General features: G+C 51.1%; 19 protein-coding genes and 1 tRNA gene. 15 read left to right on the top strand and 5 right to left on the bottom strand.

The features are described 5' to 3' along the window. The first annotated feature begins 107 nt into the window (after positions 1-107). Both ING2E5A_RS02450 and rlmD read left to right on the top strand, forming a co-directional pair. Positions 108-2,600, top strand: coding sequence for a DUF4982 domain-containing protein (locus ING2E5A_RS02450; RefSeq protein WP_071136044.1), 2,493 nt, complete (start codon positions 108-110; stop codon positions 2,598-2,600). Between the two features lie 52 nt (positions 2,601-2,652). Next, positions 2,653-4,065, top strand: coding sequence for a 23S rRNA (uracil(1939)-C(5))-methyltransferase RlmD (gene rlmD / locus ING2E5A_RS02455; protein ID WP_071136045.1), 1,413 nt, complete (start codon positions 2,653-2,655; stop codon positions 4,063-4,065). A 3-nt stretch (positions 4,066-4,068) separates the two neighbouring features. Here the strand turns inward: rlmD and ING2E5A_RS02460 are convergent, their stop codons facing one another. From ING2E5A_RS02460 to ING2E5A_RS02475, 4 genes are all read right to left on the bottom strand, one after another. Beyond that, complete coding sequence (locus tag ING2E5A_RS02460; protein WP_083373148.1) at positions 4,069-4,974, bottom strand: TraB/GumN family protein; 906 nt, start codon at positions 4,972-4,974, stop codon at positions 4,069-4,071. Next, the gene (locus ING2E5A_RS02465) at positions 4,971-5,294 is read right to left on the bottom strand and encodes a hypothetical protein (protein ID WP_071136046.1); all 324 of its coding nucleotides are present in this window, start codon (positions 5,292-5,294) and stop codon (positions 4,971-4,973) included. Before ING2E5A_RS02465 ends, ING2E5A_RS02460 begins: the two co-directional genes overlap by 4 nt. Before the next feature lie 138 nt (positions 5,295-5,432). Next, on the bottom strand, positions 5,433-5,954 hold the full coding sequence (locus ING2E5A_RS02470) for a ferritin (RefSeq protein ID WP_071136047.1): 522 nt from the start codon (positions 5,952-5,954) through the stop codon (positions 5,433-5,435). A gap of 352 nt (positions 5,955-6,306) precedes the next feature. Continuing rightward, complete coding sequence (locus ING2E5A_RS02475; RefSeq protein ID WP_071136048.1) at positions 6,307-7,656, bottom strand: IS5 family transposase; 1,350 nt, start codon at positions 7,654-7,656, stop codon at positions 6,307-6,309. 129 nt (positions 7,657-7,785) lie between these two features. Between ING2E5A_RS02475 and ING2E5A_RS02480 the strand changes: the two genes are divergently transcribed. The 4 genes from ING2E5A_RS02480 (at position 7,786) to ING2E5A_RS02495 (ending at position 11,943) form a co-directional block, all read left to right on the top strand. Continuing rightward, positions 7,786-8,736: an IS30 family transposase gene (locus ING2E5A_RS02480; RefSeq protein ID WP_071138153.1), complete on the top strand. Its 951-nt coding sequence runs from the start codon at positions 7,786-7,788 to the stop codon at positions 8,734-8,736. Positions 8,737-8,874: 138 nt separating this feature from the next. Further along, positions 8,875-10,065 carry a serine palmitoyltransferase gene (gene spt, locus ING2E5A_RS02485; RefSeq protein WP_071136049.1) on the top strand — a complete coding sequence of 397 codons (1,191 nt, stop codon included), beginning with the start codon at positions 8,875-8,877 and terminating at the stop codon, positions 10,063-10,065. A gap of 115 nt (positions 10,066-10,180) precedes the next feature. Beyond that, positions 10,181-11,116 carry a bifunctional riboflavin kinase/FAD synthetase gene (locus tag ING2E5A_RS02490; RefSeq protein ID WP_071136050.1) on the top strand — a complete coding sequence of 312 codons (936 nt, stop codon included), beginning with the start codon at positions 10,181-10,183 and terminating at the stop codon, positions 11,114-11,116. 2 nt (positions 11,117-11,118) lie between these two features. Next, complete coding sequence (locus ING2E5A_RS02495) at positions 11,119-11,943, top strand: aldo/keto reductase (protein WP_071136051.1); 825 nt, start codon at positions 11,119-11,121, stop codon at positions 11,941-11,943. A gap of 6 nt (positions 11,944-11,949) precedes the next feature. Here the strand turns inward: ING2E5A_RS02495 and mltG are convergent, their stop codons facing one another. Then, complete coding sequence (gene mltG, locus ING2E5A_RS02500; protein WP_071136052.1) at positions 11,950-12,990, bottom strand: endolytic transglycosylase MltG; 1,041 nt, start codon at positions 12,988-12,990, stop codon at positions 11,950-11,952. Between the two features lie 125 nt (positions 12,991-13,115). On the opposite strand from mltG, the gene ING2E5A_RS02505 reads away from it, so the two are divergent. The 9 genes from ING2E5A_RS02505 to ING2E5A_RS02545 all read left to right on the top strand — a co-directional run bounded on the left by ING2E5A_RS02505 (position 13,116) and on the right by ING2E5A_RS02545 (position 26,186). Further along, positions 13,116-13,202 (top strand) — tRNA-Ser (locus ING2E5A_RS02505). A 278-nt stretch (positions 13,203-13,480) separates the two neighbouring features. After that, the gene (locus tag ING2E5A_RS02510) at positions 13,481-13,948 is read left to right on the top strand and encodes an IS30 family transposase (protein WP_071136053.1); all 468 of its coding nucleotides are present in this window, start codon (positions 13,481-13,483) and stop codon (positions 13,946-13,948) included. Positions 13,949-14,241: 293 nt separating this feature from the next. Further along, positions 14,242-15,312, top strand: a complete 1,071-nt coding sequence (locus ING2E5A_RS02515; protein ID WP_083373149.1) for a LacI family DNA-binding transcriptional regulator — start codon at positions 14,242-14,244, stop codon at positions 15,310-15,312. Positions 15,313-15,376: 64 nt separating this feature from the next. Beyond that, entirely contained in the window at positions 15,377-16,684 is a 1,308-nt protein-coding gene (locus ING2E5A_RS02520) for a hypothetical protein (RefSeq protein ID WP_071136054.1), read from the top strand. Between the two features lie 14 nt (positions 16,685-16,698). Beyond that, positions 16,699-17,610: a dihydrodipicolinate synthase family protein gene (locus ING2E5A_RS02525; RefSeq protein WP_071138155.1), complete on the top strand. Its 912-nt coding sequence runs from the start codon at positions 16,699-16,701 to the stop codon at positions 17,608-17,610. 85 nt (positions 17,611-17,695) lie between these two features. Continuing rightward, positions 17,696-18,709: a PKD domain-containing protein gene (locus ING2E5A_RS02530; RefSeq protein ID WP_161941934.1), complete on the top strand. Its 1,014-nt coding sequence runs from the start codon at positions 17,696-17,698 to the stop codon at positions 18,707-18,709. A 99-nt stretch (positions 18,710-18,808) separates the two neighbouring features. Further along, positions 18,809-22,243, top strand: a complete 3,435-nt coding sequence (locus tag ING2E5A_RS02535; protein ID WP_071138156.1) for a SusC/RagA family TonB-linked outer membrane protein — start codon at positions 18,809-18,811, stop codon at positions 22,241-22,243. A gap of 13 nt (positions 22,244-22,256) precedes the next feature. Beyond that, on the top strand, positions 22,257-23,912 hold the full coding sequence (locus tag ING2E5A_RS02540) for a SusD/RagB family nutrient-binding outer membrane lipoprotein (RefSeq protein ID WP_071136056.1): 1,656 nt from the start codon (positions 22,257-22,259) through the stop codon (positions 23,910-23,912). A gap of 87 nt (positions 23,913-23,999) precedes the next feature. Next, positions 24,000-26,186, top strand: coding sequence for a hypothetical protein (locus ING2E5A_RS02545; protein WP_071136057.1), 2,187 nt, complete (start codon positions 24,000-24,002; stop codon positions 26,184-26,186). The last annotated feature ends 25 nt before the right edge of the window (positions 26,187-26,211 follow it).

The raw sequence follows: 26,211 nt of genomic DNA on the forward strand, positions 1-26,211 counted from the left end.
GGGTGTCGCTTTGTTTTTGTAGCTAAAAAGTCGTTTCTTTGTCCTGCTCAAAGTCCTGCTCAAAGCCTGGCGATTATTTCCAACAAACAACATAAGATCACTTTTTTATGAGAAAAGCTCAACTTCTAACAATACTTTTGCTTCTGGCAGCGGTTTTCGCTGCCGGAGCACAACCAAGAAGAGAGATTACCCTAAAAAAGGGGTGGCTCTTTTCCCGCGAAGATAATCCGGCCGCAGCTCAATCCGGGTTCAATGATGGCAACTGGCAATCGGTGACGGTTCCACACGATTGGGCCATTTACGGCCCGTTCGACAAGTCGAACGATATCCACCGGATGGCTATCGTTCAGGACGGACAGACCACTGCTATTGAACATTACGGCCGGACAGGGGGATTGCCCTTTACCGGTGCAGGATGGTACCGGAACCGGTTTACCATCCCCGGCTTTACCGGCGGGAAGCGGGTCCATCTCCTGTTCGACGGGGCGATGAGCAATGCCCGGGTTTATGTAAACGGCAGGGAGGTAGGTTACTGGCCCAACGGATACAACAGTTTTTATTTCGATATTACAGACTTTGTTCATGAGGAGGGGAGGGAGAACCTGTTGGCTGTCCGGCTCGAAAATTTTGAAGAGCAGTCGCGCTGGTACCCGGGTGCAGGGCTTTACCGCAATGTACACCTGATTGTTACGGAGAAAACATATATACCTATCTGGGGAAGCTACGTCACTACTCCCGTTGTGACCCCCGGTTTTGCACGGGTGAATGTCCGTACGCGCGTGGAGAGTGCCGGCGGGGGGACCTTGAAGCTGGTCACTCAGATCAGGGATGAGACGCAGCAGACAGTCGCTACTGCAGAGAGCACTCTCTCGGAAAGCGATATGGGCCAGTTCTCACAGGAGCTGGTCGTTGAAAATCCCCGGTTGTGGGACATCAAACAGCCGAACCTCTATACAGCGGTATCCCGGCTGTATGAAGATGGTCGGCTGGTGGATGAGTACTGCACCCCTTTCGGAATCCGGACCCTGGAGATCAGGCCCGACGAGGGATTCTTTCTCAACGGCAGAGAGGTCAAGTTCAAGGGTGTCTGTCTCCATCACGACTTGGGACCGCTGGGTGCTGCCGTCAATGAGGCGGCCATCCGTCGCCAGATACGTACCATGCAGGATATGGGTGCCAATGCGATCCGCACCTCCCACAACATGCCCGCACCCGAATTTGTCCGGATTGCCGATGAGATGGGGATGATGCTGATGGTGGAGAGCTTCGACGAATGGGCCATCCCGAAGGTGAAAAATGGGTACAACCGCTATTTCAAGTCGTGGGCGGAGAGGGATCTGGTCAACCTGTTGCACCACTACCGGAACAATCCCAGTGTGGTGATGTGGTGTATCGGCAATGAGGTGGAGGAGCAGAGCCATAAGCATGGTTCGCGGGTGGCGAGATTCCTGCAGGATATCTGTCACCGGGAGGATCCGACGCGTCCGGTAACCAACGGGATGGACCGGCCCGATCAGGTACTTTCCAACCATATGGCGGCGATGATGGAGGTCCCGGGATTCAACTACCGGCCCTTCCGTTACCGGGAGGCGTATGACCGCCTGCCACAACAGATCATACTGGGCAGTGAGACCGCCTCCACCCTCAGTTCGCGCGGGGTATACAAGTTTCCGGTAGTGCGGAGGTCGATGGCCCAGTACGATGACCACCAGGCGTCATCGTACGACGTGGAGCACTGCAGCTGGTCGAATCTGCCAGAGGACGATTTCATCCAGCACGATGAGTTACCCTATACCATCGGTGAGTTTATCTGGACAGGCATCGACTACCTGGGCGAGCCCACCCCCTACTACAGCGCCTGGCCCAGCCACAGCTCCCTCTTTGGGGCGGTGGATCTGGCAGGTATCCCCAAGGATCGTTTCTATCTCTACCGCAGTCACTGGAACAGCGACGCGGAGACCCTCCATATCCTGCCCCACTGGAACTGGAAGGGACGTGAAGGGGAGGTGACACCTATCTTTGTCTATACCAGTTACCCGTCGGCCGAACTCTTCATCAACGGGAAGAGTCAGGGTCTCCGCACGAAGGATCTCTCCGTACCACTCGAAGGGAGCGATTCGGCCGAAGCACGGAAAAGGTTAGAACGGCAGAAACGGTACCGGCTGATGTGGATGGATACCCGCTATGAGCCGGGGACGGTAAGGGTGGTGGCTTACGATAACGATGGGAAGGCGGTTGCAGAGAAAGAGATACATACTGCCGGAAAGCCGCACCGTATTGTGCTGGAGGCCGATCGCCGCGAGATCGATGGCGACGGTGAGGATATTGCCTTCGTGAATGTGAAGCTCGTGGACAAGGCTGGCAATTTCTGTCCCACGGATGACCGGGAGATCAGCTTCACGGTGAAGGGTGCCGGCAGATTCAAGGCGGTCGCCAATGGAAATCCGGCCAGCCTGGAGTCGTTCCAGCTTCCCCGGATGAAGCTCTTCAGCGGCCAGCTCACAGCCTTGGTGCAGGCAGGAGAAGAGTCCGGGACTCTTGTGTTGGAAGCAAAGGCGGAAGGGGTTCGCAGCGGCCGGGTCGAGATTCGGGTAAAATAGGTTTCGGGCAGAATGGAATATTGCATACCTTTGCACATTCAATAAATGAACCATGGCAAAAAAGAGAAAGCAACTACCCTTGTTGGAAAAGATACCGATTACCGGCGTGGCGGCAGAAGGTAAAGCGATTGCCCGGATTGACGGGATGACGCTCTTTGTCCCTTTCGCCGTTCCTGGCGATGTGGCCGATATACAGATTACAAAAAAGAAGAGCAATTATGCCGAGGGACGGGTGGTCCGGTTTGAATCCCTTTCCGAAAAGAGAACGGCTGCCTTTTGCGACCATTTTGGTGTCTGCGGGGGGTGCAAGTGGCAGATTCTTCCTTACGAAGAGCAGTTGAAATATAAGCAGCAGCAGGTTGAGGATAACCTGACACGCATCGGCAAGGTGGAACTGCCGGAAATCTCCCCCATCTTGGGAGCCGAGGAGACCACCTTTTACCGGAACAAGTTGGAGTTCACCTTTTCCGACAAGCGGTGGCTGACTGAGCAGGAGCTGGGCTCGGTGAGTGATCCGGGGCAGATGAACGGATTGGGATTCCATATCCCCGGCATGTTCGACAAGGTGCTTGATATCCGGAAATGTTGGCTGCAGGACGATCTCTCCAACCAGATCCGTAACGCCGTCCGGAGCTTTTGCCTTGAGAACGGCTACACCTTTTTCGACCTGAGAAACCAGAGCGGACTGATGCGCACGCTTATCCTGCGCAATACTTCAGCGGGAGAGTGGATGGTGATTGTGGTGTTCTACGAGGAGGACGAGGAGAAGCGGGAACGGCTACTCAACTTCATTGCCGGTAAATTCCCGCAAATCACCTCGTTGCTCTATATCATCAACCGGAAGGCCAACGATACCATTACCGACCAGGAGGTGGTTTGCTGGAAGGGGCGCGATCATATCGTGGAGGAGATGGAGGGACTACAATTCAAGATTGGACCCAAATCGTTCTACCAGACCAACAGCCGCCAGGCTTACAATCTCTATCGGATCGCGCGGGAGTTTGCCGGGCTGACGGGTAGCGAATGTGTCTATGATCTCTATACCGGGACGGGAACCATTGCCAATTTTGTGGCCCGGATGGCCGACAAGGTGATAGGTATAGAATATGTGGAGGAGGCAATCGAAGATGCGAAGGAGAATTCGCGCAACAACAACATCGCGAATACCTCCTTTTTTGCCGGCGACATGCGAAAAATCCTTACGGCGGAGTTTATCCGGGAGCATGGTCGTCCCGACGTGATCATCACCGACCCGCCTCGCGCCGGGATGCACGACGACGTGCTGCGGGTCATGCTCGCGGCAGAACCAAAGCGGATCGTGTATGTGAGTTGCAACCCGGCAACCCAAGCACGAGACTTGGGCCTGTTGGATACCAAATACAAGGTGACGGCGGTGCAGCCGGTTGACATGTTCCCGCATACCCATCACGTGGAGAACGTGGTGTTGCTGGAAAAGAGGGTATAGGGCCTATTTCACCGGGTCAACCCGGTATCCCAATTTGCGAAGCCCCTCGATCAGCCCCTCCTTGCCCACCAGGTGGAGACACCCTACCGCAATGAATGAAGGCTTTTCCTGCATCATGTCGGGCAGCAGTGATAACCATCGTTCGTTCCGGTCCTGGTTGATAGCTCTTTTTTCTTCCGGGGTGGAGGGGCAGGGATCATCGGGTAGCTCCTCTTCATATATCGTATTGAGTGCATGGAGATCCTGGGCCATATATGCCGACTGTAGCCGGTCGATTTCTGCTTTCAGCATCTCGGGGTGATGCACCAGACAGACAAGCAGTTCGACCTGTCTTTCGATAGATTGCGACTCCAACAGAAGATGGGCCTGCTCTTCGGCGGTCTCCAGCGACCGCACAGGACGGGAACGCCTCGCCGCTTCCTCCTGGAAATATTGATCGATGCTGATCTCCTCCGAAAGTGTAGGGTAATATTTATGATAGAGCGTGACGATAATCAAGTTTTTCAGCATGGCCGGCTTCATCCTGTCGAGCTGCTCCAACCCCATGCCGGTATACTCCTTCAGCATCTTGTCGATCAACCGGAAGTCCGATTCGCTTGTCAACGACCGGTAGTCGTATCCGTCAGGCATGATGGCCGCTCCCATGATCACTGCCTGCATCTCATTCATTCTGCTCATATCCAGTTCTCCCACCGTCTGCTCCGTCTTGTCGAACGCTTCGTGCAGACCGGGGATGCTGTCCAGAATCGATAACGGGATCAGGTGATGTGTCCCGAACAGATAGGAGGGAGACTCCAGTCCGTTCCCCGAGATTCGCCACAACAGCGAACTGGTCTTGTTTTTTGTAGTAGCACAGGCTGCCAGGGCAAGCAGGAGGAGCAGGCATCCGGCTATATTTCTTATCTTCATTTGTCTGTTTCGGTATTGGGTATTTCGATAAAATCTGTATCCACCGCTGGATTGTCTTTTTCAGCTTTTTTACCGATCTTCAGAAAGTCGAACAGGAACCAAAAGATGGTGAACGACGGAATCACATCTGTAACAGGCAGGATCTCCTCAATAAAGGTGATGATCGATGTATATTTTCCCCGTTTATCGCCAAACATCCTGTAACTGATAGATGCTGCAACCGGAGCCCAGATAACGTCGATCACCGGCAAGGTTGCGGAGACCATTCCGATGGCGTCCAGGATGAGACATTTGATGAGTTTCTTATATTTTCTTTTCATTTGCTTGATTCCTTGAATATCTCTCCAACCGGTTTCACCTGCCGAAGGTTGCGGGTTACGCTTCGGATAATAACTAAACTACCTTGCACAAAAGCGATCTTTGAGCAAGGTAGTTATAGATGTCTCGGGAGATAACGGTTATTCGGCTGTCGTACCGGTGCCCAGCGGTGTGTAGGTCCGTTGAGCCAACTCTTTGTCCATCGTGTAGATTCCGAAACCGTTGGTGCCGATCAGCTTCAGGCTGTCGATCATGCCCTGTGCTGTCTCCTCTTCTTCAACCTGTTCGTTTACAAACCATTGCAGCATGTTTTCAGTTGCATAGTCATTTTCGCTTCTTGCGATACTGACCAGGTTGTTGATCAGTCCGGTGACCACCCTTTCGTGTGCCAGGGTGTCTTCGAATGCTTTCAATATCGATTCCCAAGAGGTTTCTACCTTTTCAATGGGCTTCAATTCTACTTTATTTCCTTTGGAAATCAGGTAGTTCATAAATTTCTGTGCATGATCCTGTTCTTCCTGGAACTGTACTTTAAACCAGTTCGAGAATCCCATCAATCCCTGATTGGCGAAATGGGCCGACATGGAGAGATAGAGGTAGGCAGACCAGAATTCTGCGTTAATTTGCGCATTAATAGCGTCTTCAAGCTTTTTACTTACCATGGTGTATGTTTTTAATGATTCGTTAATCCTACCGTGTTAAACGTTTTTCCTACAAAAATGTTTACGCATATTTTTGCTTTTTTATCCCGCACCGGAAAGCATTTCGATGAGAGGTTCCTGACAGCGATGCATAATGAATTGATTTATTGTCAACAGCTTTGCACTGTCCTAAGTTCAACTTAGAAGTGCAACATCCACGTGTTGTTTTTTGAAATGATTCTTCACAACAATCATGAAAAACACCGGGGGGGTTTGCCTAACGGCCGGGGGCGCGCAAGCCCCCGAAGAGAGTCGGACAGCAACATAAAAGAAAAAGGAGACCGAAGTCTCCCTAAAATTAACTAGTCGAGCCTTAAAAAGCCCATTTTTCTCTGGTTTGTAAAATTTCACCTCCCCTGATGGGGTGAAGTTGCCTGTTCAGGAACACAATTATCTTTTCAAGGAAGAGCCAAAAAGATGACTTCCACTTGTTCATCATCCTTTTGAAGTTGAATCCGGCAGCTGCGAGCATAACATTGATCTCATCCCCGGTGATTCCCTTGTAGTAATTGCAGGAGAGACGGTGATCTTCTTTCAGGTGTCCGATTACAGGCTCAATACCTGCCCGCTTGCGGAAGTACTTTCTCTCTTTATTCTTCCTATAGGTGCTTAGAGCCTTTGAAAAGGATTTGGGGATGTGGATGAGTGTATCCCTGACTTTACTTCTTCCCCGGTACCCCCTGTCGCAGATACCGTTTCGGGGTTTTCTTTCCGTCAACTTCTCCACTTGCTCGATAGCCTTGTCTAGCGTGTGCCCGTCAAATTCATTTCTAAAACTCAGTGCTCCAACAATTACACCGCTACCGGTTCGTGTGATGGATACCTTGTTTCCAAACTCGTACAGTTTATGCTCTTTCCCCTTGCTGATGCATTGCACATCCACCTCGTGCAGTGAATAAACCTTGTTCTTGTCTTTCTTCTTCTGGGCCAGTACCCGCTTGTACAGGTCCAGTTCATTCCGGTAACCATCAACCATGGTACCCAGCTTCCTTTCCACATCGCGTACCAGCCGTCCGGCTATGGTTCTCACTTTCTTATCCGCTTTCCTGGCTTTACCCTTGTTTCGTGGGTGATTTCGGAAGCGCTGATCGTAGGAAAGATCTTTCAGGATTCGCCTGTAACTCTGGCGCAAATCCAAACTGTTCCTGTCTGCTATCTTCCAGCACCTCTTGATAATCTTCTTTGCCAGTTTGTCATCCGTGGGGAAGGTGATATTTTTCTCCTGGACAGTGGTGTCGATGTAAACGTCCTTGTCGTTCGAGTCTTTACCATTGATACGGATGCTCTCCCTTAAGATCAGCTCAATACCCTCTTTGCCGATGCGGTGACGGAAATGAACCAACTCTGACGCTTCACAAGGAACACGAGGTTGGAATTCCTGTTCACCACAAAAATACTGGTAGTAATTGTTTTCACTCCATTGTTCCACCACGCTTTCATCCGAGAGATCTCGGATGTGTTTCAGGATCAATAATCCCACCATCAGGCGAATGGGCTTCGCCGGACGTCCGTTATCGGGACAATACAGGGGTGAGAACTCTCTTTCAAACATCTCCCAATCAATTTTATTGGCCAGAATGAATAGCGGGTGCTTATGATTCAATGTGCTTTCCAGTGAAAAGAACAATGAGTGTTGTGAACGGTCTTGTTGTTTTGCCAGCATGATTTTCTGCAAGATTTATATCTCAAATTTACGAAAACTTGCAGATATAACCAAGGAAAATATCTATTATTTTACTGTATCATAGACGATTGAATACTTTTTAAGGGCTGACTAACTATTATGTTGCTTATGAAAAAATACAAACAGTTAACTTCAGAACAAAGGTACGCGATTTATTTAGGTTTAGAAAACGGTGACACCCAGCGGACGATCGCTAGCTTGATAGGTGTCAGTCCTTCAGCGGTGTCCAGGGAGTTGCAGCGCAACAAGGACAAGCGCGGGGGCTACTCGTGGCGACTGGCCCACGAGATGGCGATGGAGAGAAGGGAACGCCTGCCCGGCAACCGGGCCACCCCGGAATGGATCAAACAAAAGGTGATCCGGCTCGTGCGCAAGGACTGGTCGCCCGGGCAAATCAGCGGACACCTGAGAAAGAAGGAGAATATCCGGGTCTCCCACGAGACCATCTACAAGTGGATCCGGGAGGACAAGAAGGCCGGGGGCGACCTTTACAAGCATTGCCGTCACAGGCTCAAGCACCGCAAGAGACCGGTGGGCTCCGTTAGAGGCATCCCCAACCGCAGGAGCATCCGGGAAAGGCCCGTGGAGGCCGACGGGAAGCGCTTCGGCGACTTCGAGATGGACACGATGATAGGGGCCGACCAGTCGGAGGCGATACTGACGGTGACGGAAAGGAAGACGAACCTCGTGATGATCGGGGAACTGCCCCGCGGAAGGGACTCGAAAGGGTTGGCCAAGGTGCTGTGCCGCATGTTGCTACCCTACAAGGACGTGATAAGGACGATCACCACGGACAACGGCTTGGAGTTCGCGGCGCACGAACGGATCACGGAGATGCTGGAAGCCCCGGTGTACTTCACCGACCCCTATTCGGCATGGCAAAAAGGATCGATCGAAAACGCGAACAAGCTCATCCGGCAATACATCCCCAAGGGGGCGTCCTTCAAGAACTATCCACCCGACAGATTGAAGCGGATACAGCACAGGCTGAATGAAAGACCGAGGAAAAAATTGGACTTTAACACACCCAAAGTTGAGTTTTACAAACAATTAATGTAAATTGCACTTGCTGCTTGACTCTGCCTGTCGGTATATTTTTGTCTGCTCACTTCGCATTCTGAGAAATATTCGTATCTTTGTGTCTTAGTTTTTATTGGAAAATAGATAAAATATCCAACTCATTTTAATTTTTATCTGATGAATCTGTTAAAAGAGAAGATGATGAAATATGATGCCCCGCAGAAATTCAAATCGGCAGGCATTTATCCATATTTCAGGGTTATCGAAAGCGATCAGGATACGGAGGTGGTTATTAATGGCAAGAAAGTGTTGATGTTTGGTTCAAACGCTTATTTGGGCCTGACCAACCATCCGAAAGTAAAGGATGCGGCGATCGAAGCCACCAGAAAGTATGGGACAGGCATGGCCGGTTCTCGTTTTCTGAACGGTACATTGGATATCCATGTAGAGCTCGAGCGCAAGCTGGCTAATTTTTTGAGAAAAGATGACGCCATCGTTTTCTCCACCGGATTCACGGTAAATGAAGGTGTACTGGGCGCTGTCACCGGACGAGAAGATTATATCATCTGGGATGAAAGGAACCATGCTTCCATTATCGAAGGGACCCGTGTCTCTTTCTCAACCAAGTTCAAGTTCCGCCACAACGACATGGTATCGCTGGAAAGGCAGTTGAAGCGTTGCGATCCCAACAAGGTGAAACTGATTGTAGTGGACGGTGTCTTCAGTATGGAGGGAGATCTGGCCGATCTGCCGGGAATCGTCAAGCTGGCCAGGAAGTACAACGCCAACATCATGGTGGATGAAGCACATGGTTTGGGGGTATTGGGCCGGAAGTACAACGGAAAGGGTACGTGCGACCATTTCGGGTTGTTGCCCGAGGTGGATCTTATCATGGGTACTTTCAGCAAATCGCTCGCTTCCATCGGAGGTTTCATCGCCGGAGACTATCATACGATCAATTATCTGCGGCACAATGCCCGCACCTATATCTTTAGTGCGAGCATTACGCCTGCAGCAACTGCCGCCGCATCGGCAGCGCTGGATATATTGCGCAGCGAGCCCGAGCGGATCAAGCGCTTGTGGGAGTTGACCCACTATACCATTCAGCAGTTCAAGGATCGCGGCTTCGAGGTGGGTCCCACTTCAACGCCGATCATTCCGCTCTATGTCCGCAGCGACGAGAAGACCTTTGCCATAACGAAAGAGCTGTTTGAAGAGGGTATCTTCGTGAACCCGGTAGTTCCTCCCGCCGTCGCTCCGAACGAAACGTTGCTCCGTTTCTCGTTGATGGCGACACATACATACGAACAGATCGATTTCGCCATCGACCATATAGATAAAATATTCCGGAGATATGGTGTGATCTGACATGAAAATAAGGACGACAGCAAGACCTCGAAATTCGCTTTCGGGGTCTTTTGCTTCATACGAAAAACCAAAGATATCCTTTAGACGTTAAGAGTATTCACAAAGAGAAACTATCTTGCAACTCATCGATTTATCCCATAGGAGAAAAACCGGATTGCCCGGAGTAGTAGCAACCCTGGGCTTTTTTGACGGTGTACATGTCGGCCACCGCCATCTGATCAGCCAGGTAAAAGCCGAAGCTGGCCGGCTGGGATTGCCATCGGCTGTCATCACCTTTCCTGTACACCCGCGAAAGGTGTTGCAGGCCGACTATCAACCCAAGCTGCTTTGCGGTTATGAGGAAAAACTTGAGCAGCTGGCTACCACAGAGGTAGATTATTGTATCAGCCTGCCCTTTACTACGGAACTCTCCAGACTTACAGCACGTGAATTCATCACTGACGTGTTGACGGAGCGTATCGGGGTACACACCTTTCTTGTGGGTTACGACCACAGGTTTGGACATAACCGGGAAGAGGGCGTTGATGCCTACCTCTCTTACGGCAACTCAGTGGGAATGAATGTTATCCAGGCAACGGAGTTGCGAGTGGAGGGCGAAAATGTGAGCTCGTCCCGGATCAGGCGATTGCTGATGAGTGGTGAAATTCTGCAGGCCAACCGGCTGCTGTCGTATAACTATACCCTCTCCGGGAAGATAGTGGAAGGCTATCAGGTGGGTCGCACCATAGGTTTTCCGACGGCCAACGTGAAGGCTTGGGAGAAGTATAAGGTGGTGCCTCTTTTGGGGGTCTACGCCGTAAGGGTCCATTTCAGGGGTGAAACGCATGGAGGTATGCTCTACATAGGAACACGTCCTACCTTGCAGAATGGCACGGAGATCAGTGTCGAGGTAAATATCTTTGATTTCAACGAGGATCTCTACAACGAGTCGCTGACGGTTGAATTTATCGATTTCATCAGGGGTGATGAGAAGTTCGGAAGCATCCGGCAACTGGTAGAACAGATTCACCGTGATAAGGAAAATGTGATAGAACGGTTGAAAAACGGATAAAGATGGAACATACATTATTGAATAACGGTATAAAGATACCGATGCTCGGGTTGGGAACCTACAGGCTAGGGAAAACTGACGAGGAGGTGTACCGCGCAATGAGGACAGCCCTCGATGCGGGCTACCGGCATATCGACACGGCTGCGATGTACAGGAACGAGGCGCCGATTGGAAAAGCTATCCGTGAGAGCGGCATCCCGCGTGAGGAGATTTTCGTTACCACCAAGCTTTGGGGCGACGATGTGGTAAAGCGCGCCATTCCGCAGGCCTTCAGCAAAAGCATGCAGTTGCTCGACATCGGCTATATCGATCTCTACCTGGTACACTGGCCAGTGAAGGGGCATCTGCTCTCCACATGGAGGGAGATGGAGAAGATATATGCTTCGGGAGAGGCCAAGGCTATCGGGGTAAGCAACCACCTGCAGCACCATCTGGAGGAGATTCTGAATGAAGCAGCTGTTCCACCAGCAGTAGACCAGGTGGAGATGCATCCCTACGTGGTGCTGGACGATCTGGTAGGGTTCTGCGCGGAAAACGGGATCATCTGTGAAGCCTGGAGTCCGCTAGGCAGCAACAAGGTTCCCCTTCTTCGAGAGCAGGTGCTGCTCGAGATAGGAGAGAGGCACGGAAAATCGCCAGCTCAGGTAGTGTTGAGATGGAACCTTCAGCGCGGGGTGATTGCCATTCCCAAGTCGTCCAGCAAGGAGCGTCAGCAGGCTAACCTGGATATCTTTGATTTCGAACTCTCTCCGGAGGAGATGCAGCTCATCCGTTCACTCGACCGGAACTACCGGACAGGTATTCATCCCGACGAGATGACCTTCTGAGCTGATTTAAAAGATTCCCCTTTCATTCAGTGCGCGCTGGTAGCGTGCAGCGTTACGGGCATGCTCTGCATGGGTGGTAGCGAAGTTGTGCCTTCCCGACAGATCATCCTTGGCACACATGAAGAGGTAGTTGTGCTGTTGGGGCGACAAGGTCCCCTCAATGGCCTGGATCGATGGTATCCGGATCGGTCCGGGCGGCAATCCTCCATTTTTATAGGTGTTGTATGGCGATTCCACCTCCAGGTGCCTGAACAGGATACGTCTCAGTGTGAAATCCCCTACCGCAAACTTGACTGTGGGGTCGGCCTCCAGCCTCATCCCCCTCTTCAGACGGTTGAGATAGAGTCCTGCCACAATCGGATACTCGTCGATATAGGTCGCCTCCTCCTCCACGATCGAAGCAAGTGTGGCCACCTGGATCGGCGATAAGCCGATTTTTTCCGCCTTGCTTCTCCTCTCGTCGTTCCAGAATCGGTCGTACTCCTTTCTCATCCGTTTCAGGAAGTTGTCGATGCTTGTATCCCAATATATTTCATAGGTATTGGGTATGAAGAGGGCACTCAGCGTATAGGTGTCAAACCCGAGCTCCCCGATCGTAGCCGGATCATTCAGCGCGCCAACCAACAGGGTGCTGTCCATCATCAGTTGCCTGGAGACTCTGCCTGCCAGCTCCTCCTTTGTCCTGACATTGTTGAATGTCAGCTTCACCGGTGTCTGGTTGCCGGCACGAAGCATGCGGATTACATCGGGCATCGTCGATCCCTTCTCGACGGCATACCTTCCGGTTTTTACGTTGCCGGGATATTTCATCCTCTCCGCCAGTATCCGGAACAGCTGCTCGGAGGGCAACCCCGCCTTTTTCAGTTGAGCAATCACATCCTCGTACTCCTTTTCGCCGTCGATATAGATATATGCCGTCTCTTCCAGGTCGAATGGTTTGAAAACCGTTTTTTTCACGGCAACGGCAGCCGCAATTGCTACCAGCAGCATGAAGAGTATTACCCATAGAAAGATTTTTCGGCCTTTACTTTTCGTTTTTTGCTCCATATTTTAGATGTGATCTTGAAAAACTTCGCAAATGTAGGAAGATTTAAACAGAAAACTCCCGTTTTTTTTGACAAGATGAAAACATTCTTGTATATTTGCACCCAATTTGGATGGAAGTCCTACCGGGAAGTGTGGGTGAGTGGCTGAAACCACCAGTTTGCTAAACTGACGTACGGGTAACTGTACCGGGGGTTCGAATCCCCCCGCTTCCGCTTCGATTCTCGCCATAATGGCGGGAATTTATTGTATATATACATATACCATCTGGAAACCTCCTTTCAACGATTAGATCTCTCCTCGCTCCTAAGTTCAACTTAGAAGTGCAACATCCACGTGTTGTTTTTTGAAATGATTCTTCACAACAATCATGAAAAACACCGGGGGGGTTTGCCTAACGGCCGGGGGCGCGCAAGCCCCCGAAGAGAGTCGGACAGCAACATAAAAGAAAAAGGAGACCGAAGTCTCCCTAAAATTAACTATTATGTTGCTTATGAAAAAATACAAACAGTTAACTTCAGAACAAAGGTACGCGATTTATTTAGGTTTAGAAAACGGTGACACCCAGCGGACGATCGCGAGCTTGATAGGTGTCAGTCCTTCAGCGGTGTCCAGGGAGTTGCAGCGCAACAAGGACAAGCGCGGGGGCTACTCGTGGCGACTGGCCCACGAGATGGCGATGGAGAGAAGGGAACGCCTGCCCGGCAACCGGGCCACCCCGGAACGGATCACGGAGATGCTGGAAGCCCCGGTGTACTTCACCGACCCCTATTCGGCATGGCAAAAAGGATCGATCGAAAACGCGAACAAGCTCATCCGGCAATACATCCCCAAGGGGGCGTCCTTCAAGGACTATCCACCCGACAGATTGAAGCGGATACAGCACAGGCTGAATGAAAGACCGAGGAAAAAATTGGACTTTAACACACCCAAAGTTGAGTTTTACAAACAATTAATGTAAATTGCACTTGCTGCTTGACTCTGCCGCTTACTCGTTTCCTGTATATTTTTGCATCTTGATTCATCATCTACCAGGCATGAGAAATGGAGAAACAAGTAGAATCAAGGTAAGCTCGATAATGGGAGGTTGGGTTTTGGAAAAGCCGTATCTATCGGGAGCAAGAGTACCCTCAAGGCTTCCGGTCTGATCGAGGATTATTGTACCAGCAAAAACAGGAGATATATGTTCTATAACATAAAGGCATTTTTTTAACTTAAAATATTTTGCTGATTCGATACAGCAAGATATTTTTGATGCAGGAAGCAATATTGGTGATGGACGAAAAGCCCAGAAATAGAGTCTCATTGAAAGATCTGGCCAATCATCTCGGGGTATCCAAGACATTGGTGTCGGCCGTCTTGAACGGTAAGGCCAAACAATACCGGATTAGCGAGGAGACGGCCTTAATGGTGAAGCAGGCGGCCAATGAGTTGCATTATTCACCCAACATGATTGCTAAAGGGCTGCGTACCGGAAATTCACAACTTATCGGCCTGATCGTGACCGATATCTCAAACCCGTTCTATTCTACAATATCGCGTATCATTGAAAATAAGACCGACGAGATAAACTACAAGGTGATCTTTGGCAGTTCGGACGAGAGCCTGGTCAAGACCCGGCAATTGATTGATGTCATGCTCGACAAGGGTGTGGCAGGGCTGATTATCGTGCCGTGCGAAGGCTCCCAGGGCCTGGTTGCAGATCTGCACAGCAGAAATATCCCTGTCGTACTTATCGACAGGTACTTCCCCGAACTGGAGGTGAGCTACTCCTGCCTCAACAATTACAACGCCACACGGCAGGCCACGATACACCTAATTGAACAGGGATACAGGAATATTTCGCTCATCGCTTACAAGTCGAGCCTGAGCAATATCAAGGACCGTATACTCGGTTATAGGGAGACGATGGTTGCCCATGCGTTGGGTAAGCATGTCAACGTGAAGAGCGTGAATATCGACAATCCGTTGCCTGAAGTTGAAAAGGCGCTCGATTATCTGATTCATAGAAAGGGTGCCGAGGCCGTAATCTTTATCACAAATGCCCTGCTGGTTGCAGGATTGAGAAGTTTAAACAAGTTGAACAAGCGGATTCCCGATGATGTTGCGGTGGTTGGATTCTACGGCAGTGAATTGTTCGACCTCTACTATTCTCCGATAACCTATGTCAAACAGCCGATTGAAATTATTACGGAAGAGGCGGTAAATACATTGATCGACAAGATAAAGTATGGGGAGAACCGCAAGTTCTCCAAGACATTTATTGAGCCGGAACTGGTGATCCAGCAATCATCAGTCAAACCGGCCTCTACTGGTTGCAACTGATTTTTGATACTCTTTTTTACCTCATTGCTGAATCGTTTTAGCTTTTCCTGGATTTAAATTCAGAATGAAAAAGGATCATGCGCTGAAAATATTGATGATTGGATTGACCCTGGGGACAGCATGGGCTGTTCGCGGTCATTTTGGCCATGAACAGGGAGCGGCGTGGGCAGGCGGTATATCCGCCCTGGCATTGATATTTGTCGCCGGGCGCAGGGAGTGGTACGGGAGAGTATTGCCGGTAGCGTTTGCTGCAGCCGTAGGATGGGGGATGACCGGAATGATCAGTTACGGACTTGTTGTAGGCTACGGCATGAGCAACAACTTTCCGAACGCCTTGTATGGGTTGGGGATGCTCTTTGTGATAGGGGCATTGTTTGGCTTGTTGGGTGGGGGGCTGACGGGGCTCTCCCTTGAATCGTCAGAAAACCGGAGGGTAGATTGGGGTAGTTTAATCGCACAGATGGTTGCAGGAGGAGTGGTCGTTTACGGTTTACTGGTTCGGCAACTCGAGTGGTTCATGACACCTCCCCGCTCTGAAGCGTGGGCGTTCTGCCTGGGAGGCGTATTTGCCCTGTTGTGGTATACTGCCCGGAAGGGATTCTCCGTGACTACGAGAGTTGCCTTGATTACCGGACTTGGAACCGGCTTTGGTTTCGCTTTGGGAAACTTTTTGCAGATTGTGGGAATAGTTGCTGAAATCCCGTTCAACATGTGGAACGTGATGGAGTACAGCATCGGTTTCTTTGGAGGAATCGCGTTGGCCTACAGTGTCTTCACTTCGGAATGGCCCGGAGGAGGTCATCGGGTCGGCCCGTGGGAGAATAGGGTGTCGTTTGTATTGCTCTTTCTGCTCATTCCGTTTATTGTGTTCCAGCAATCCCTCACTTTTCACCTCATTGTTGAGCGGTTTACTGCAGCAGGGGAGTTCGAACGGCCTGAACTTATCGGGAGAATCAGCACCATGACCGCATTGGTTATCCTGATTGTCATGGCGCTTTTGACCGGATTGAGATTAAGGAGAGCCCGCAACCGGTTCGGTGCCAGCGAGGTATATTTCATTTTTGTCGCCTACTTAGCTGCTTATATCCTTATGGGATATATCATTCATGGGGCGATCGACGGAAAATCGGCATCTCATCTCCACCTCTGCACGGTTAATCTGATTGTGATACTGATGTTGGCACGGATGCAGGGAAGCCCCTTTTCAACACGGCCAAGGGTGCAGGTCGATTCCCTGAAGCTCTGCAAGGTGTTTGTTGCATTGCTACTTGTGGTTGCGGTGTTGTCGTTTGTTGCCGTACATCTTCACGATGGATTGCCTGGAACGCAGGACCGTTTTACCATTCATTCGTGTGATTTTCTAAACTATTGAAAAATTTAAATCAGATGAAAAAAATCGTTCAGGGGATTATCACTCCACTGGTCACACCGCTTATCGACAACAGCAGGCTGGATATTGCCGGTCTGGAGAGACTGATCGAGCATGTGATCTCTGGCGGTGTGCACGGCATCTTTATCCTGGGGACAACTGGCGAAGCCCAAAACCTGGCTGTCGATCTCCGGATAGAGTTGATTCGCCAGTCGCACAGGATAATCAATAAACGGGTTCCCTTGCTGGTCGGTATTTCGGATACTTCCATCACGGAGAGTATCCGGCTTGCCGAGGCTGCAGGGCGATTCGGTGCAGATGCGTTGGTCTCCACGCCTCCATTCTATTTCATGATGGACCAGACGGAGCTGGCAGAGTACTACGAATCGCTGGTGCCCAGGCTAAGTTTGCCTCTCTATCTGTATAATATGCCCGCAAACACAAAGATAAACTTTGATCCCCAAACGATAAGACGGTTAGCGGAAAATCCACGGGTGGTGGGATTCAAGGACAGTTCGGGGAGCGCACCCTATCTGCAACAGGTGATGCATGAGATGCGCAACCACGACAATTTCTCAATTTTTGTGGGGCCGGAGGAGATGACGGCCGAGATGGTCCTGCTGGGTGCCGATGGCGGGGTAAACGGCGGCGCAAATATCTTTCCCCGGCTCTATGTCGACCTGTACCATGCTGCAGCGAAAAATGAGATTGCTGCCGTGCGAACCCTGCAGGCAAAGGTAATGGCAATTTCCTCTTCCCTCTATACGGTTGGAGAGAACAGTTCCAGCTACCTGAAAGGACTTAAATGTTCATTGGAGTTGATGGGAATATGCAACGGGTTTGTGGCCTCTCCCTTCACCCCGTTCAATGAACAGCAACGAGAACGGATCAAGGCTGCCCTGGAGAAACTCCGCATTTCCTGCGAGTGACTCGCGTCGGAAGGGCTTGACGACTACTGATGGTTGTACTACAATCTATTTACGTTAATCAACAATGATAACCCAAGATGTATTTATGAAAAGAGCAATTATTAACTTGACATTTCTCTTTCTGGGCATGGCAGTTCTCTTTTTACCGGCCTGTTCAGATGAAGAGACGGGAGGTGACTTGCCGCTTTCTGCCCTGATATTCCACAGTCTGGATGGAAAGCAGGCAGCATTCACTGCACTCACTCACAGTGCCGTAAGCTGGGAGTGGGACTTTGGAGATGGAAACGGCAGCACCGAGAAAAATCCGGTACATGTGTATGAGGAGGGTGGGTACTATCTGGCCAAGTTAACGGCAAAAGACAAGCAAGGCAATTCGGTAACCGCACAGGTGAACTTGGCGGTCGCGCTTACTCCCTATGCCCTGTTGACTGGCAACCATACAGCTGAAGGGTATGACGGCAAAACCTGGAGACTGACCCAGGCTCATACCGTCAACGATAAACTGGTCAACTCCGACGCCTCATTCTCGTTGCTCGACGAGGATATCCCGTCGTTGCCGGCAGGAGCCTTCAGTGTCTATGTAGGTCTTCCGGAGGCCTATAACGATGAATTTACCTTTTATCACGACGGTCGTTACCGGCACAACACCACAGATGGCGTCTCATTCGGAGGCATCCTCTTTGCATCTCTCATGCAGGAGTTAGGGAAGACCCAGATCACAAAGACCGGGGGAAAGGCCGTGTTTGGACAGGATGTTTTTGCAATGACCACCTGCACGCCATCGGATAATGCCACATTTCTGTTCAACGAGAATGAAGATTTCACCATCCCAACCATTCCCGATTTTGCTACCGGCACAGGGGCTGGCGGAGTACCCACTATCACCTATCCAGGAGTGATGACCATCGATTTTCCCGGAGATGGCGACTTTATCGGAATCAGGGATTTCCACCGGAAAGTGATCGTCCAGGAGGTAAACAGCAGCACGATGCGGCTGGTGATGTTCATGACGCTCGATCAACGGGCAATAATCAGCCAGGATCCGTTGATCGCACTGAATACGACTGCAGCGATACTTACTTTTGAAGCAGTAAACTAGAGCTGTCATCCATAATGCAGTGTGGCTTGACAGGCTACACGTAACAAGACCTAATCAAGCGAATAGCTGATCTTAATGAAAGAAAATAATCTGAATCATATGAAAATCATCAATCTCAAGAATATGAAGAACAACGGTCGGCTTGCATTATTCCTGTCTGTTCTCTTGCTGGTTCTCTCTTCGGGGAACGGCTACGCTCAACCTTCAGGATCGAGGCAAAGCACCGTACGTGTCACCGGAACAGTTACTTCGTCAGTCGACGGTGCCGAACTTCCGGGGGTATCAATTGTGATTAAAGGGACCACCACCGGTACGGTGACCGACTTGGATGGAAAGTATACCATTGATGTGCCTGATAATGGAACACTCCTCTTTTCCTATCTCGGATTCGAGACACAAGAGATTGCCGTGAATGGCAGGAGATCCATTAACGCGACATTGGTGGAGAGTGCCGAAGCACTCGATGAGCTTGTGGTTACGGCTTTGGGTATCAGACGGGAGGAGAAATCGCTGGGATATGCAGTGGGTAAGATCGACGCCGAGGAACTCTCGAAGGTGGTCCATGAGAATCTTCTCACCTCCATGGCCGGTAAGGTGACCGGTATTACCATCAATTCCACTGGAGGGACCGGATCTACCGTAAGCATGATCATCCGGGGGGCCACCTCCATGAGTACCGATAACCAGCCGTTGTTTGTGGTCGACGGGGTTCCCATGACCAGCTCGGTAAACAATGTGGGCGGTTTTGGCAGCGGCAACCTGGTCGACTACGGGAATGCCATCTCGGATATCGATCCGGAAAGCATCGAGAGCGTTTCCATCTTGAAAGGCCCCAGTGCTGCGGCTTTATACGGTACCCGGGCAGGAAACGGGGTGGTGCTCATCACCACCAAGAAGGCCGATCAGAAAGGCGGGATGAAGGTGGAGGTGGTTTCGAACACCGTCTTCGACATTCCGTCGAAATTCCTGGATGTACAGAACCGGTTTGCCTTCGGTGCCCGCAGCTATACCGACCAGACATTTGCCAGCGGGATCATTCCCCCTTACAATATCTCTGAAGTTGCAGGGGCCGGCCCTGAACTGAACAAGGGATACTGGCAGATACAGCCGTTTGCCCCGCTCGATGCCAACGGGGTGGCAATACCGACCGAACTGGTCTCCCATCCCGACAACTACAAAAACTTCATCAACAGCAGCGCCATCACCACCAACAACAGCGTGGCAATATCCAGCGTTACCGAGAGAGTAAGTTACAGGCTGGGGGTCTCCAACATGACGAACAGGGGACTGGTTCCCAACTCTGATCTCAACCGGAACAACCTGACCCTTTCCGCCACATCTGAAATGTTGAAGGGGTTCAGGGTCAGCGCCGATATCAACTATACGCAAAATTGGGCAGACAACCGGCCTTCCACCCAGGAGCGGGGAGCCAATCCGCTGCAGTGGGCTGCCTGGACACCACCGAACGTCGATATCCGCAAGATGAAGGATTACAAGCTGGGCGGAAACGAGGTGCTCACCATCGGCGAGGGGTGGGAAAATCCCTATTTCCTTGCATACGGCATCAACAACCGGTTCAAACGGAACAGGCTGATCGGGAATATTTCGGCCACATGGGAGATCTCGCCACAGCTCAGCCTGATGGGCAGATATGCTATGAACAGGTCCGACGAGGTGAGGGAGACCAAGATCGATCCCGGCTACTCGGGAGAGCCCAACAATGGCGCTTATGGCATTGCAACCGGCGAAAGTACGGAAACGAACGTCGATGCACTGCTCTCCTACAAGAATCACTGGAGCGACTTCTCTCTCTCCTCTTCTGTCGGGGGGAATGTGCTGTATGCCAATTGGTCGAACGTCAGCAACTCTTCCAAACCCGGTTCAGGGTTGATCATCCCCTACCTCTATACGATCCAGAACATTGAGAATACTTCGCTCAACTACTCCAATGCCCGCTACGAAAGGGGTATCAACAGCGTTTATGCGATGGGTAACCTGGGATGGAGAGACATGATCTATCTCGATCTGACCGCGAGGAATGACTGGTCAAGTACCCTGCCATCCAACAACCGCTCCTACTTCTACCCCTCCTCCTCCCTCAGTTTTATTCTGAACAACATGTTCGATATGGGCAGGCAGGTGGATCTCCTGAAAATCAGGGGCGGGGCAGCGCAGGTCGGGAACGATACCTCACCCTACAGCCTCTTTGCCACCTACTATGATGCAGGTCAGTGGGGCGATGCCATCCGGCTGGGAAAACCGGGAAACCTGCTGAATCCGGTGTTGCTCCCCGAAAAGGCAACTTCGTACGAGGTGGGGGTTGACCTGAAGATGTACCATAACCGGCTCCGGTTTGAAGGGACAATATACAGGAATGATAACCGCAACCAGATACTGGGTGTTCCCCTGGCCGGGTCTACCGGTTTCAGCAGCATCAAGGTCAATGCGGGGCTATTACGTTCCAATGGCGTTGAGCTGATGCTCGGCATTACACCCATACAAACCAAGGATTGGACCTGGGATCTGAGTGCCAATTTCACCAAAGACAGGACCTACCTGCTGGAGCTGTCCGAGGGGACCGATTTTGTAGAGTTCTGGAACGAGGCCAGGGTGAAGAATGTGGCCTACGTGAAAAATGAGGAGCTGGGCAGGGACGGACTGATCGGCAACCTCTACAGCCGGAAGATATTGAGGGTGACCGACAAGAATTCTCCCTACTACAACTACCCCCTGCTGCCGGAGAACAGTGAGGATGCCGAATGGCAGGCCGAAGATGATTATACCAAGGTGGGAAACTACAATCCCGACTTTATCATGGGATTCCAGACCACGATTTCCTACAAGAACCTGAGCCTGAGCATGACCTTCGACTGGCGGTCGGGTGGACAATATGTATCGCAAACCTGGCGCTACCTGACGGAAGGGGTTGTGTCGAATACCTGGTTAAATCAGCTTGTCATTCCGCCAGACGGACTGGGAGGAGAACCGAGCACTGCCCTGCGTGATTGGGTGGTAGCCAATGCAGATGCCCTGATCTTTTCCGATAACCCCAGACCAATTGGCGGTCCCACACCCGAATTTGGCGGATTCTACAACGACTTCTACACCGGCATAGGGGCTTATGACGGCACCTTTGCCCCCGGTGTGTATGGCTATTACGACGAGAATGGCAATTTTGTCCTCATCAAGGAGAACCTGGGTAATGAAGGGACAGAGTTCAGACCATATGTGATGAGTTATCCGTGGGATATCGGTGAAGCCAACCTGTTCGATGCCGACTATCTGAAGCTGAGGGAGATCTCGCTTAACTACCGGGTTCCCAGGCAAGCAGCACAAAAACTCGGAATCGAGGATCTCAACCTCTCCCTCTACAGCAGGAACATCATGATCTGGAGCAAAAATCCGGGGATGGGCATTGACCCTGAGCGGGCATATCAATCTTCAGGCAACGGGACATTTAAACAAGGGGTAGAACGATTCAACGCCGAACCTTGGGTTGTTCCGGTAGGATTCAAAGTAAGTTTTTCTTTCTAAACGAGAATAAATCATGGATAAGTTTATAAAACGTTTTACCGTAGCGCTAACAATGGTAGCTCTCCTTGTTTCCTCCTGCAAGGATCTGGATGAGCTGAATATCAACCCCAACGGTGTTGATCCTGCCATTGCAGACCTCAACTTTCTGTTGCCTACTGTGCAGACCCAAACGGGACAGACAATATATAACATCGGTTTCGGAACATTCGCCGGCGTAATGCAGCACACGCAACATACCGGATGGGCCGGAGGGCATAACAACTATGAGTGGAACAGCCTTTCTCACAGCTGGAACGGTTATTACAGTATTCTGATGAACAACAACGAATACTTTAACAAATCGGTCAAGGAGGGTAATGCCTTCCACGAAGGAGTGGCCCGGATCATGAGGGCTTATCTCTTTGGCCTGATAACCGATATCTGGGGAGATGCACCCTACAGGGATGCCCTGAAGGCCGAGTATGGTGCCGAATATTTCAGACCGGTGTTCGATCCGCAGCAGGAGATCTACCAGGGGATACTGGCCGACCTGGATACAGCCAATACCCTGCTTTCCAAAAGTGCAAGCGAATACAGAAACATCGTACCCAAACAGGATGTGGTTTATAAGGGGGATGTCTCGAAATGGAGAAAATTTGCCAACTCCCTCGCCCTGCGCTACTACATGAGGTTGCAGGCGAAGGAACCCCAGTTCGCCGAGGCGGGTGTCAGGAGGATTGCGGAAAACCCGTCACAATATCCGGTGATAACCGTTGCCGGCGATGATGCAACCATCAGTTTCCCGGGGACTTCGGAAAGTGTTTCCAATCCGTTGAATACGGTTTACGATACCGATCCCGCCGGGGCCTATATGAGGGTGAAGCTGGCAAAGACATTGGTGGATGTGCTGAGGGATTACGACGATCCGCGACTGGAGGTATGGGCCGACAAGATTGAGATACCGCTGGTGCTGGTTCAAGGTACCGAAGTGGACCGGATCGTGGATGGGAAGCGTGAGGTCTCGCAGGATGTGGTGACCGCCTTCGAAGAGACCAATGAGATGGAGGTCGATTTCCATCCGGAATATGCCGGTGTACCGGTCTCCCATTCCAGGGTGCAGATCTTCAACATGAACAATGCGAACTCCGCCCAAGGTACGGTAAATCCGCATGCGTCGCACCTGAACAGCAGATATAGGAAGACAACCGATCCTCTCGTATTGATGAGGTTGATTTCTGCTTGCGAAACCAATCTGATTCTCGCCGAAGCGGCCTATCGCGGATGGATTTCAGGAGATCCCGCCCAATATTATGCCGATGGCGTGAGGGAGTCGCTCAACGCCTGGGGGGTAGGCAGCGAGTTTGATGACTATATCGGTCGCGTGCCATACGACGGACTGGAGAGCATCATTGAACAAAAATGGATTGCCAGCTGGACAACGGCACACGAAGCATGGTTCGACTGGAGAAGGACCGGATTGCCCGACCTGAAGACGGGGCCATCAGCCATACGTCCCGTACTGCCAATCCGTTGGTACTACCACACCAACGATGAGGTGGAGAAGAACAGGGTAAATGCGGAGGCAGCCATTGAAAGACTGGAGAGTACCCCATATGTGGGTACCGATCCTACCAAGAACAGTGCCTGGTCGCGAATGTGGCTCCTCCAGGGAACCGGAAAGCCATATTGATACTGCGTCAATAAAAAACTCAATTTTCGCAAGAATCGGGCAAACGGGTCGCAAAATCTTGCGAGATTTGAATAACAGAGTGTCAGAATGAAAAAAATTACGTTTATAGCTATTTCGTTTCTTGTTCTGGTTGCATGCAGGCCCACCGGAAAGGGTGGGTCTGAGATGCCGGTGAAGGATGAACCGTATCTCACCTCTGTCCCGGTCAAATTCAGCATATCGCCCAAATGGACCGGAACTGGGCTGAAGAGGGTGGTGGTGAACGGAGACAATAGCCTGTTTGTGTTGACCGACAAGGGGGTATTCCGGGATTTTCCCGGGGAGGTGATCTCAAAGGATCTGATGTACAGTTCGCTTGCCGATAAGATCCCCGTAGACATCACGGTACAGGAGGAGACCGGTTATCTCTATTACCTTTATGGCGACCGCTACCTGACAAACATGCATGCGGGGAAGATCTGCGGGAAGTTTCCCGAAAACCTCTACTCCCGTTTTGCTGTCAACAGAATCGGGGAGGTGCTTTTGCTTGGAGATGGTGCATGCGCACTATATCGCGGCAGCGATAAGTTGACGGAGATTGAGCTGCCAGACGACAGTTTCATCGATCTTCTGGTCGGAGAGGGCCGTTTTTACCTGTTGTCGCCTACAACTGTTTATAGGTTGGATGATCACCAATGGAATCCCGTCCACCGGGGTGAGGGCATCACCGCCATGGCTGTTGCCGGAGAGCGGATAATCGTGGGAACGACCGACGGATTTTACGAGATCGACGATAAAGGAATGGTGGTCTTGCAGAGGAACAACCGGTTGCCAGTTCCGGAAATCAACAAGGTGATTTCTGACAGCGGACGACACTGGTTTGCAACACACGGTGGCGCATACTACAAGGAGGGGGAGACGATCCGTTACTTTTCTGCCGAGCGCTGGCTCGATCAGGACAGTGTGATCGATATGGCTCTTGACCGTTCAGGGAATGCCTATCTGCTTACTCCTACCGGAGTGAACAAGATCCTTTTCAAGAGGGAGACATTGGCCGAAAAGGCCGACTTTCTGCAGGAGAAACTCCGAAAATATCACCTGAGATTCGGTTTTTCCGCCGAAGCGCGGTTGCTCGACCCGGAAGATCCTACAACGATCAGGCTGGAGGATAGCGATAACGACGGCCTTTGGACATCCTTTTACCTGGGAAGCCAGGCTTTCCGGTATGCCGTGACGAAGGAGGAGAGCGCCAGACAGTATGTATGGGAGTCGTTCGAGCCCTACGAACGGCTGTTGGTTATCCATCCCATTACAGGATTCTCGGGAAGAACATTCGAGCGGACCGGATATATTGCCGGGGATACCGTTCCATGGAGGCCTGCCATCGATCCCGATTGGTGGTGGAAGGGGACTACCAGTACCGATGAATTTGTGGGCTATATCTTCGTGGCATCCGTCATCGATCAGTTCGTTGCCGAGACTCCGGAAGAGAAGAGAAGGGTAGCCGATTATATCGATGCCATCATGACCCATATCATATCCAACGACTACTACTTCCTGGATTATGACGGCAAACCCACATTGTGGGGAAGATGGAATCCCGATTATGTAAACTCTTTTGCCGAGACGCAGTTCGACAGGAGACTGAACAGCACGCTGACGATTGCAGGTCTGCAACTGGCCTACAAGCTGACAAGGAAAGAGATATATAAGCGGGAGGCGTTCCGTATGATGGAAGAGCATGGCTATCTGGAGAACATGAAGATCCCGATGAAGAATATCCGGTTTACCCCGGGATTCCAGCACCAGGGAATAACCATGGGACAGGACTGGAACCACTCGGACGACGAGATGGCGTTTCTGACCTATTGGGTATTGTACCATTACGCCTTTGACGATACCCTCAGGGAGGAGTATGCGGAGATGATCAACGATCATTGGGAGATCGAGAAGCCGGAGCGGAATGCGCTATGGAACCTGTTGACCTACGGCACTTCGGGCGAGATCGACCTGGAATCGGTAATCTGGTATCTGCGCGAATTTCCGGCGGATACCCGCAGATACAAGGTCCGCAACTCCCACCGGAGGGACCTCGATTTTCTGCCGAAAGACTCGGTGGAGAATTTCAGGGAACAGTCGACACGGAAGTTGCTTCCCAAGAGCGAGCGACCGATGAACCGGCACAATGCCAACGAGTTTCAACTGGATAGTGACCGGGCAAGCAACCGGATCCTGGCGGGGGACGAGTATCTTCTTCCCTACTGGATGGCCCGCTATCTGGGTGTTGTAGAGTGATGAGATTCTATTTTAATTTGATTCA

The sequence above is a fragment of the Petrimonas mucosa genome, from assembly GCF_900095795.1.
Taxonomy (GTDB): domain Bacteria; phylum Bacteroidota; class Bacteroidia; order Bacteroidales; family Dysgonomonadaceae; genus Petrimonas; species Petrimonas mucosa.

Coding starts and splice junctions, on each gene's coding strand:
- ING2E5A_RS02465 (WP_071136046.1), bottom strand. CDS start 5,294: ATGAAAAGAAAATATAAGAAACTCATCAAATGTCTCATCCTGGACGCC.
- ING2E5A_RS02540 (WP_071136056.1), top strand. CDS start 22,257: ATGGATAAGTTTATAAAACGTTTTACCGTAGCGCTAACAATGGTAGCT.
- ING2E5A_RS02535 (WP_071138156.1), top strand. CDS start 18,809: ATGAAAATCATCAATCTCAAGAATATGAAGAACAACGGTCGGCTTGCA.
- ING2E5A_RS02525 (WP_071138155.1), top strand. CDS start 16,699: ATGAAAAAAATCGTTCAGGGGATTATCACTCCACTGGTCACACCGCTT.
- ING2E5A_RS02530 (WP_161941934.1), top strand. CDS start 17,696: ATGAAAAGAGCAATTATTAACTTGACATTTCTCTTTCTGGGCATGGCA.
- ING2E5A_RS02545 (WP_071136057.1), top strand. CDS start 24,000: ATGAAAAAAATTACGTTTATAGCTATTTCGTTTCTTGTTCTGGTTGCA.
- ING2E5A_RS02470 (WP_071136047.1), bottom strand. CDS start 5,954: ATGGTAAGTAAAAAGCTTGAAGACGCTATTAATGCGCAAATTAACGCA.
- ING2E5A_RS02460 (WP_083373148.1), bottom strand. CDS start 4,974: ATGAAGATAAGAAATATAGCCGGATGCCTGCTCCTCCTGCTTGCCCTG.
- ING2E5A_RS02475 (WP_071136048.1), bottom strand. CDS start 7,656: ATGCTGGCAAAACAACAAGACCGTTCACAACACTCATTGTTCTTTTCA.
- spt (WP_071136049.1), top strand. CDS start 8,875: ATGAATCTGTTAAAAGAGAAGATGATGAAATATGATGCCCCGCAGAAA.
- mltG (WP_071136052.1), bottom strand. CDS start 12,990: ATGGAGCAAAAAACGAAAAGTAAAGGCCGAAAAATCTTTCTATGGGTA.
- ING2E5A_RS02510 (WP_071136053.1), top strand. CDS start 13,481: ATGAAAAAATACAAACAGTTAACTTCAGAACAAAGGTACGCGATTTAT.
- ING2E5A_RS02450 (WP_071136044.1), top strand. CDS start 108: ATGAGAAAAGCTCAACTTCTAACAATACTTTTGCTTCTGGCAGCGGTT.
- ING2E5A_RS02495 (WP_071136051.1), top strand. CDS start 11,119: ATGGAACATACATTATTGAATAACGGTATAAAGATACCGATGCTCGGG.
- ING2E5A_RS02515 (WP_083373149.1), top strand. CDS start 14,242: ATGCAGGAAGCAATATTGGTGATGGACGAAAAGCCCAGAAATAGAGTC.
- ING2E5A_RS02480 (WP_071138153.1), top strand. CDS start 7,786: ATGAAAAAATACAAACAGTTAACTTCAGAACAAAGGTACGCGATTTAT.
- rlmD (WP_071136045.1), top strand. CDS start 2,653: ATGGCAAAAAAGAGAAAGCAACTACCCTTGTTGGAAAAGATACCGATT.
- ING2E5A_RS02520 (WP_071136054.1), top strand. CDS start 15,377: ATGAAAAAGGATCATGCGCTGAAAATATTGATGATTGGATTGACCCTG.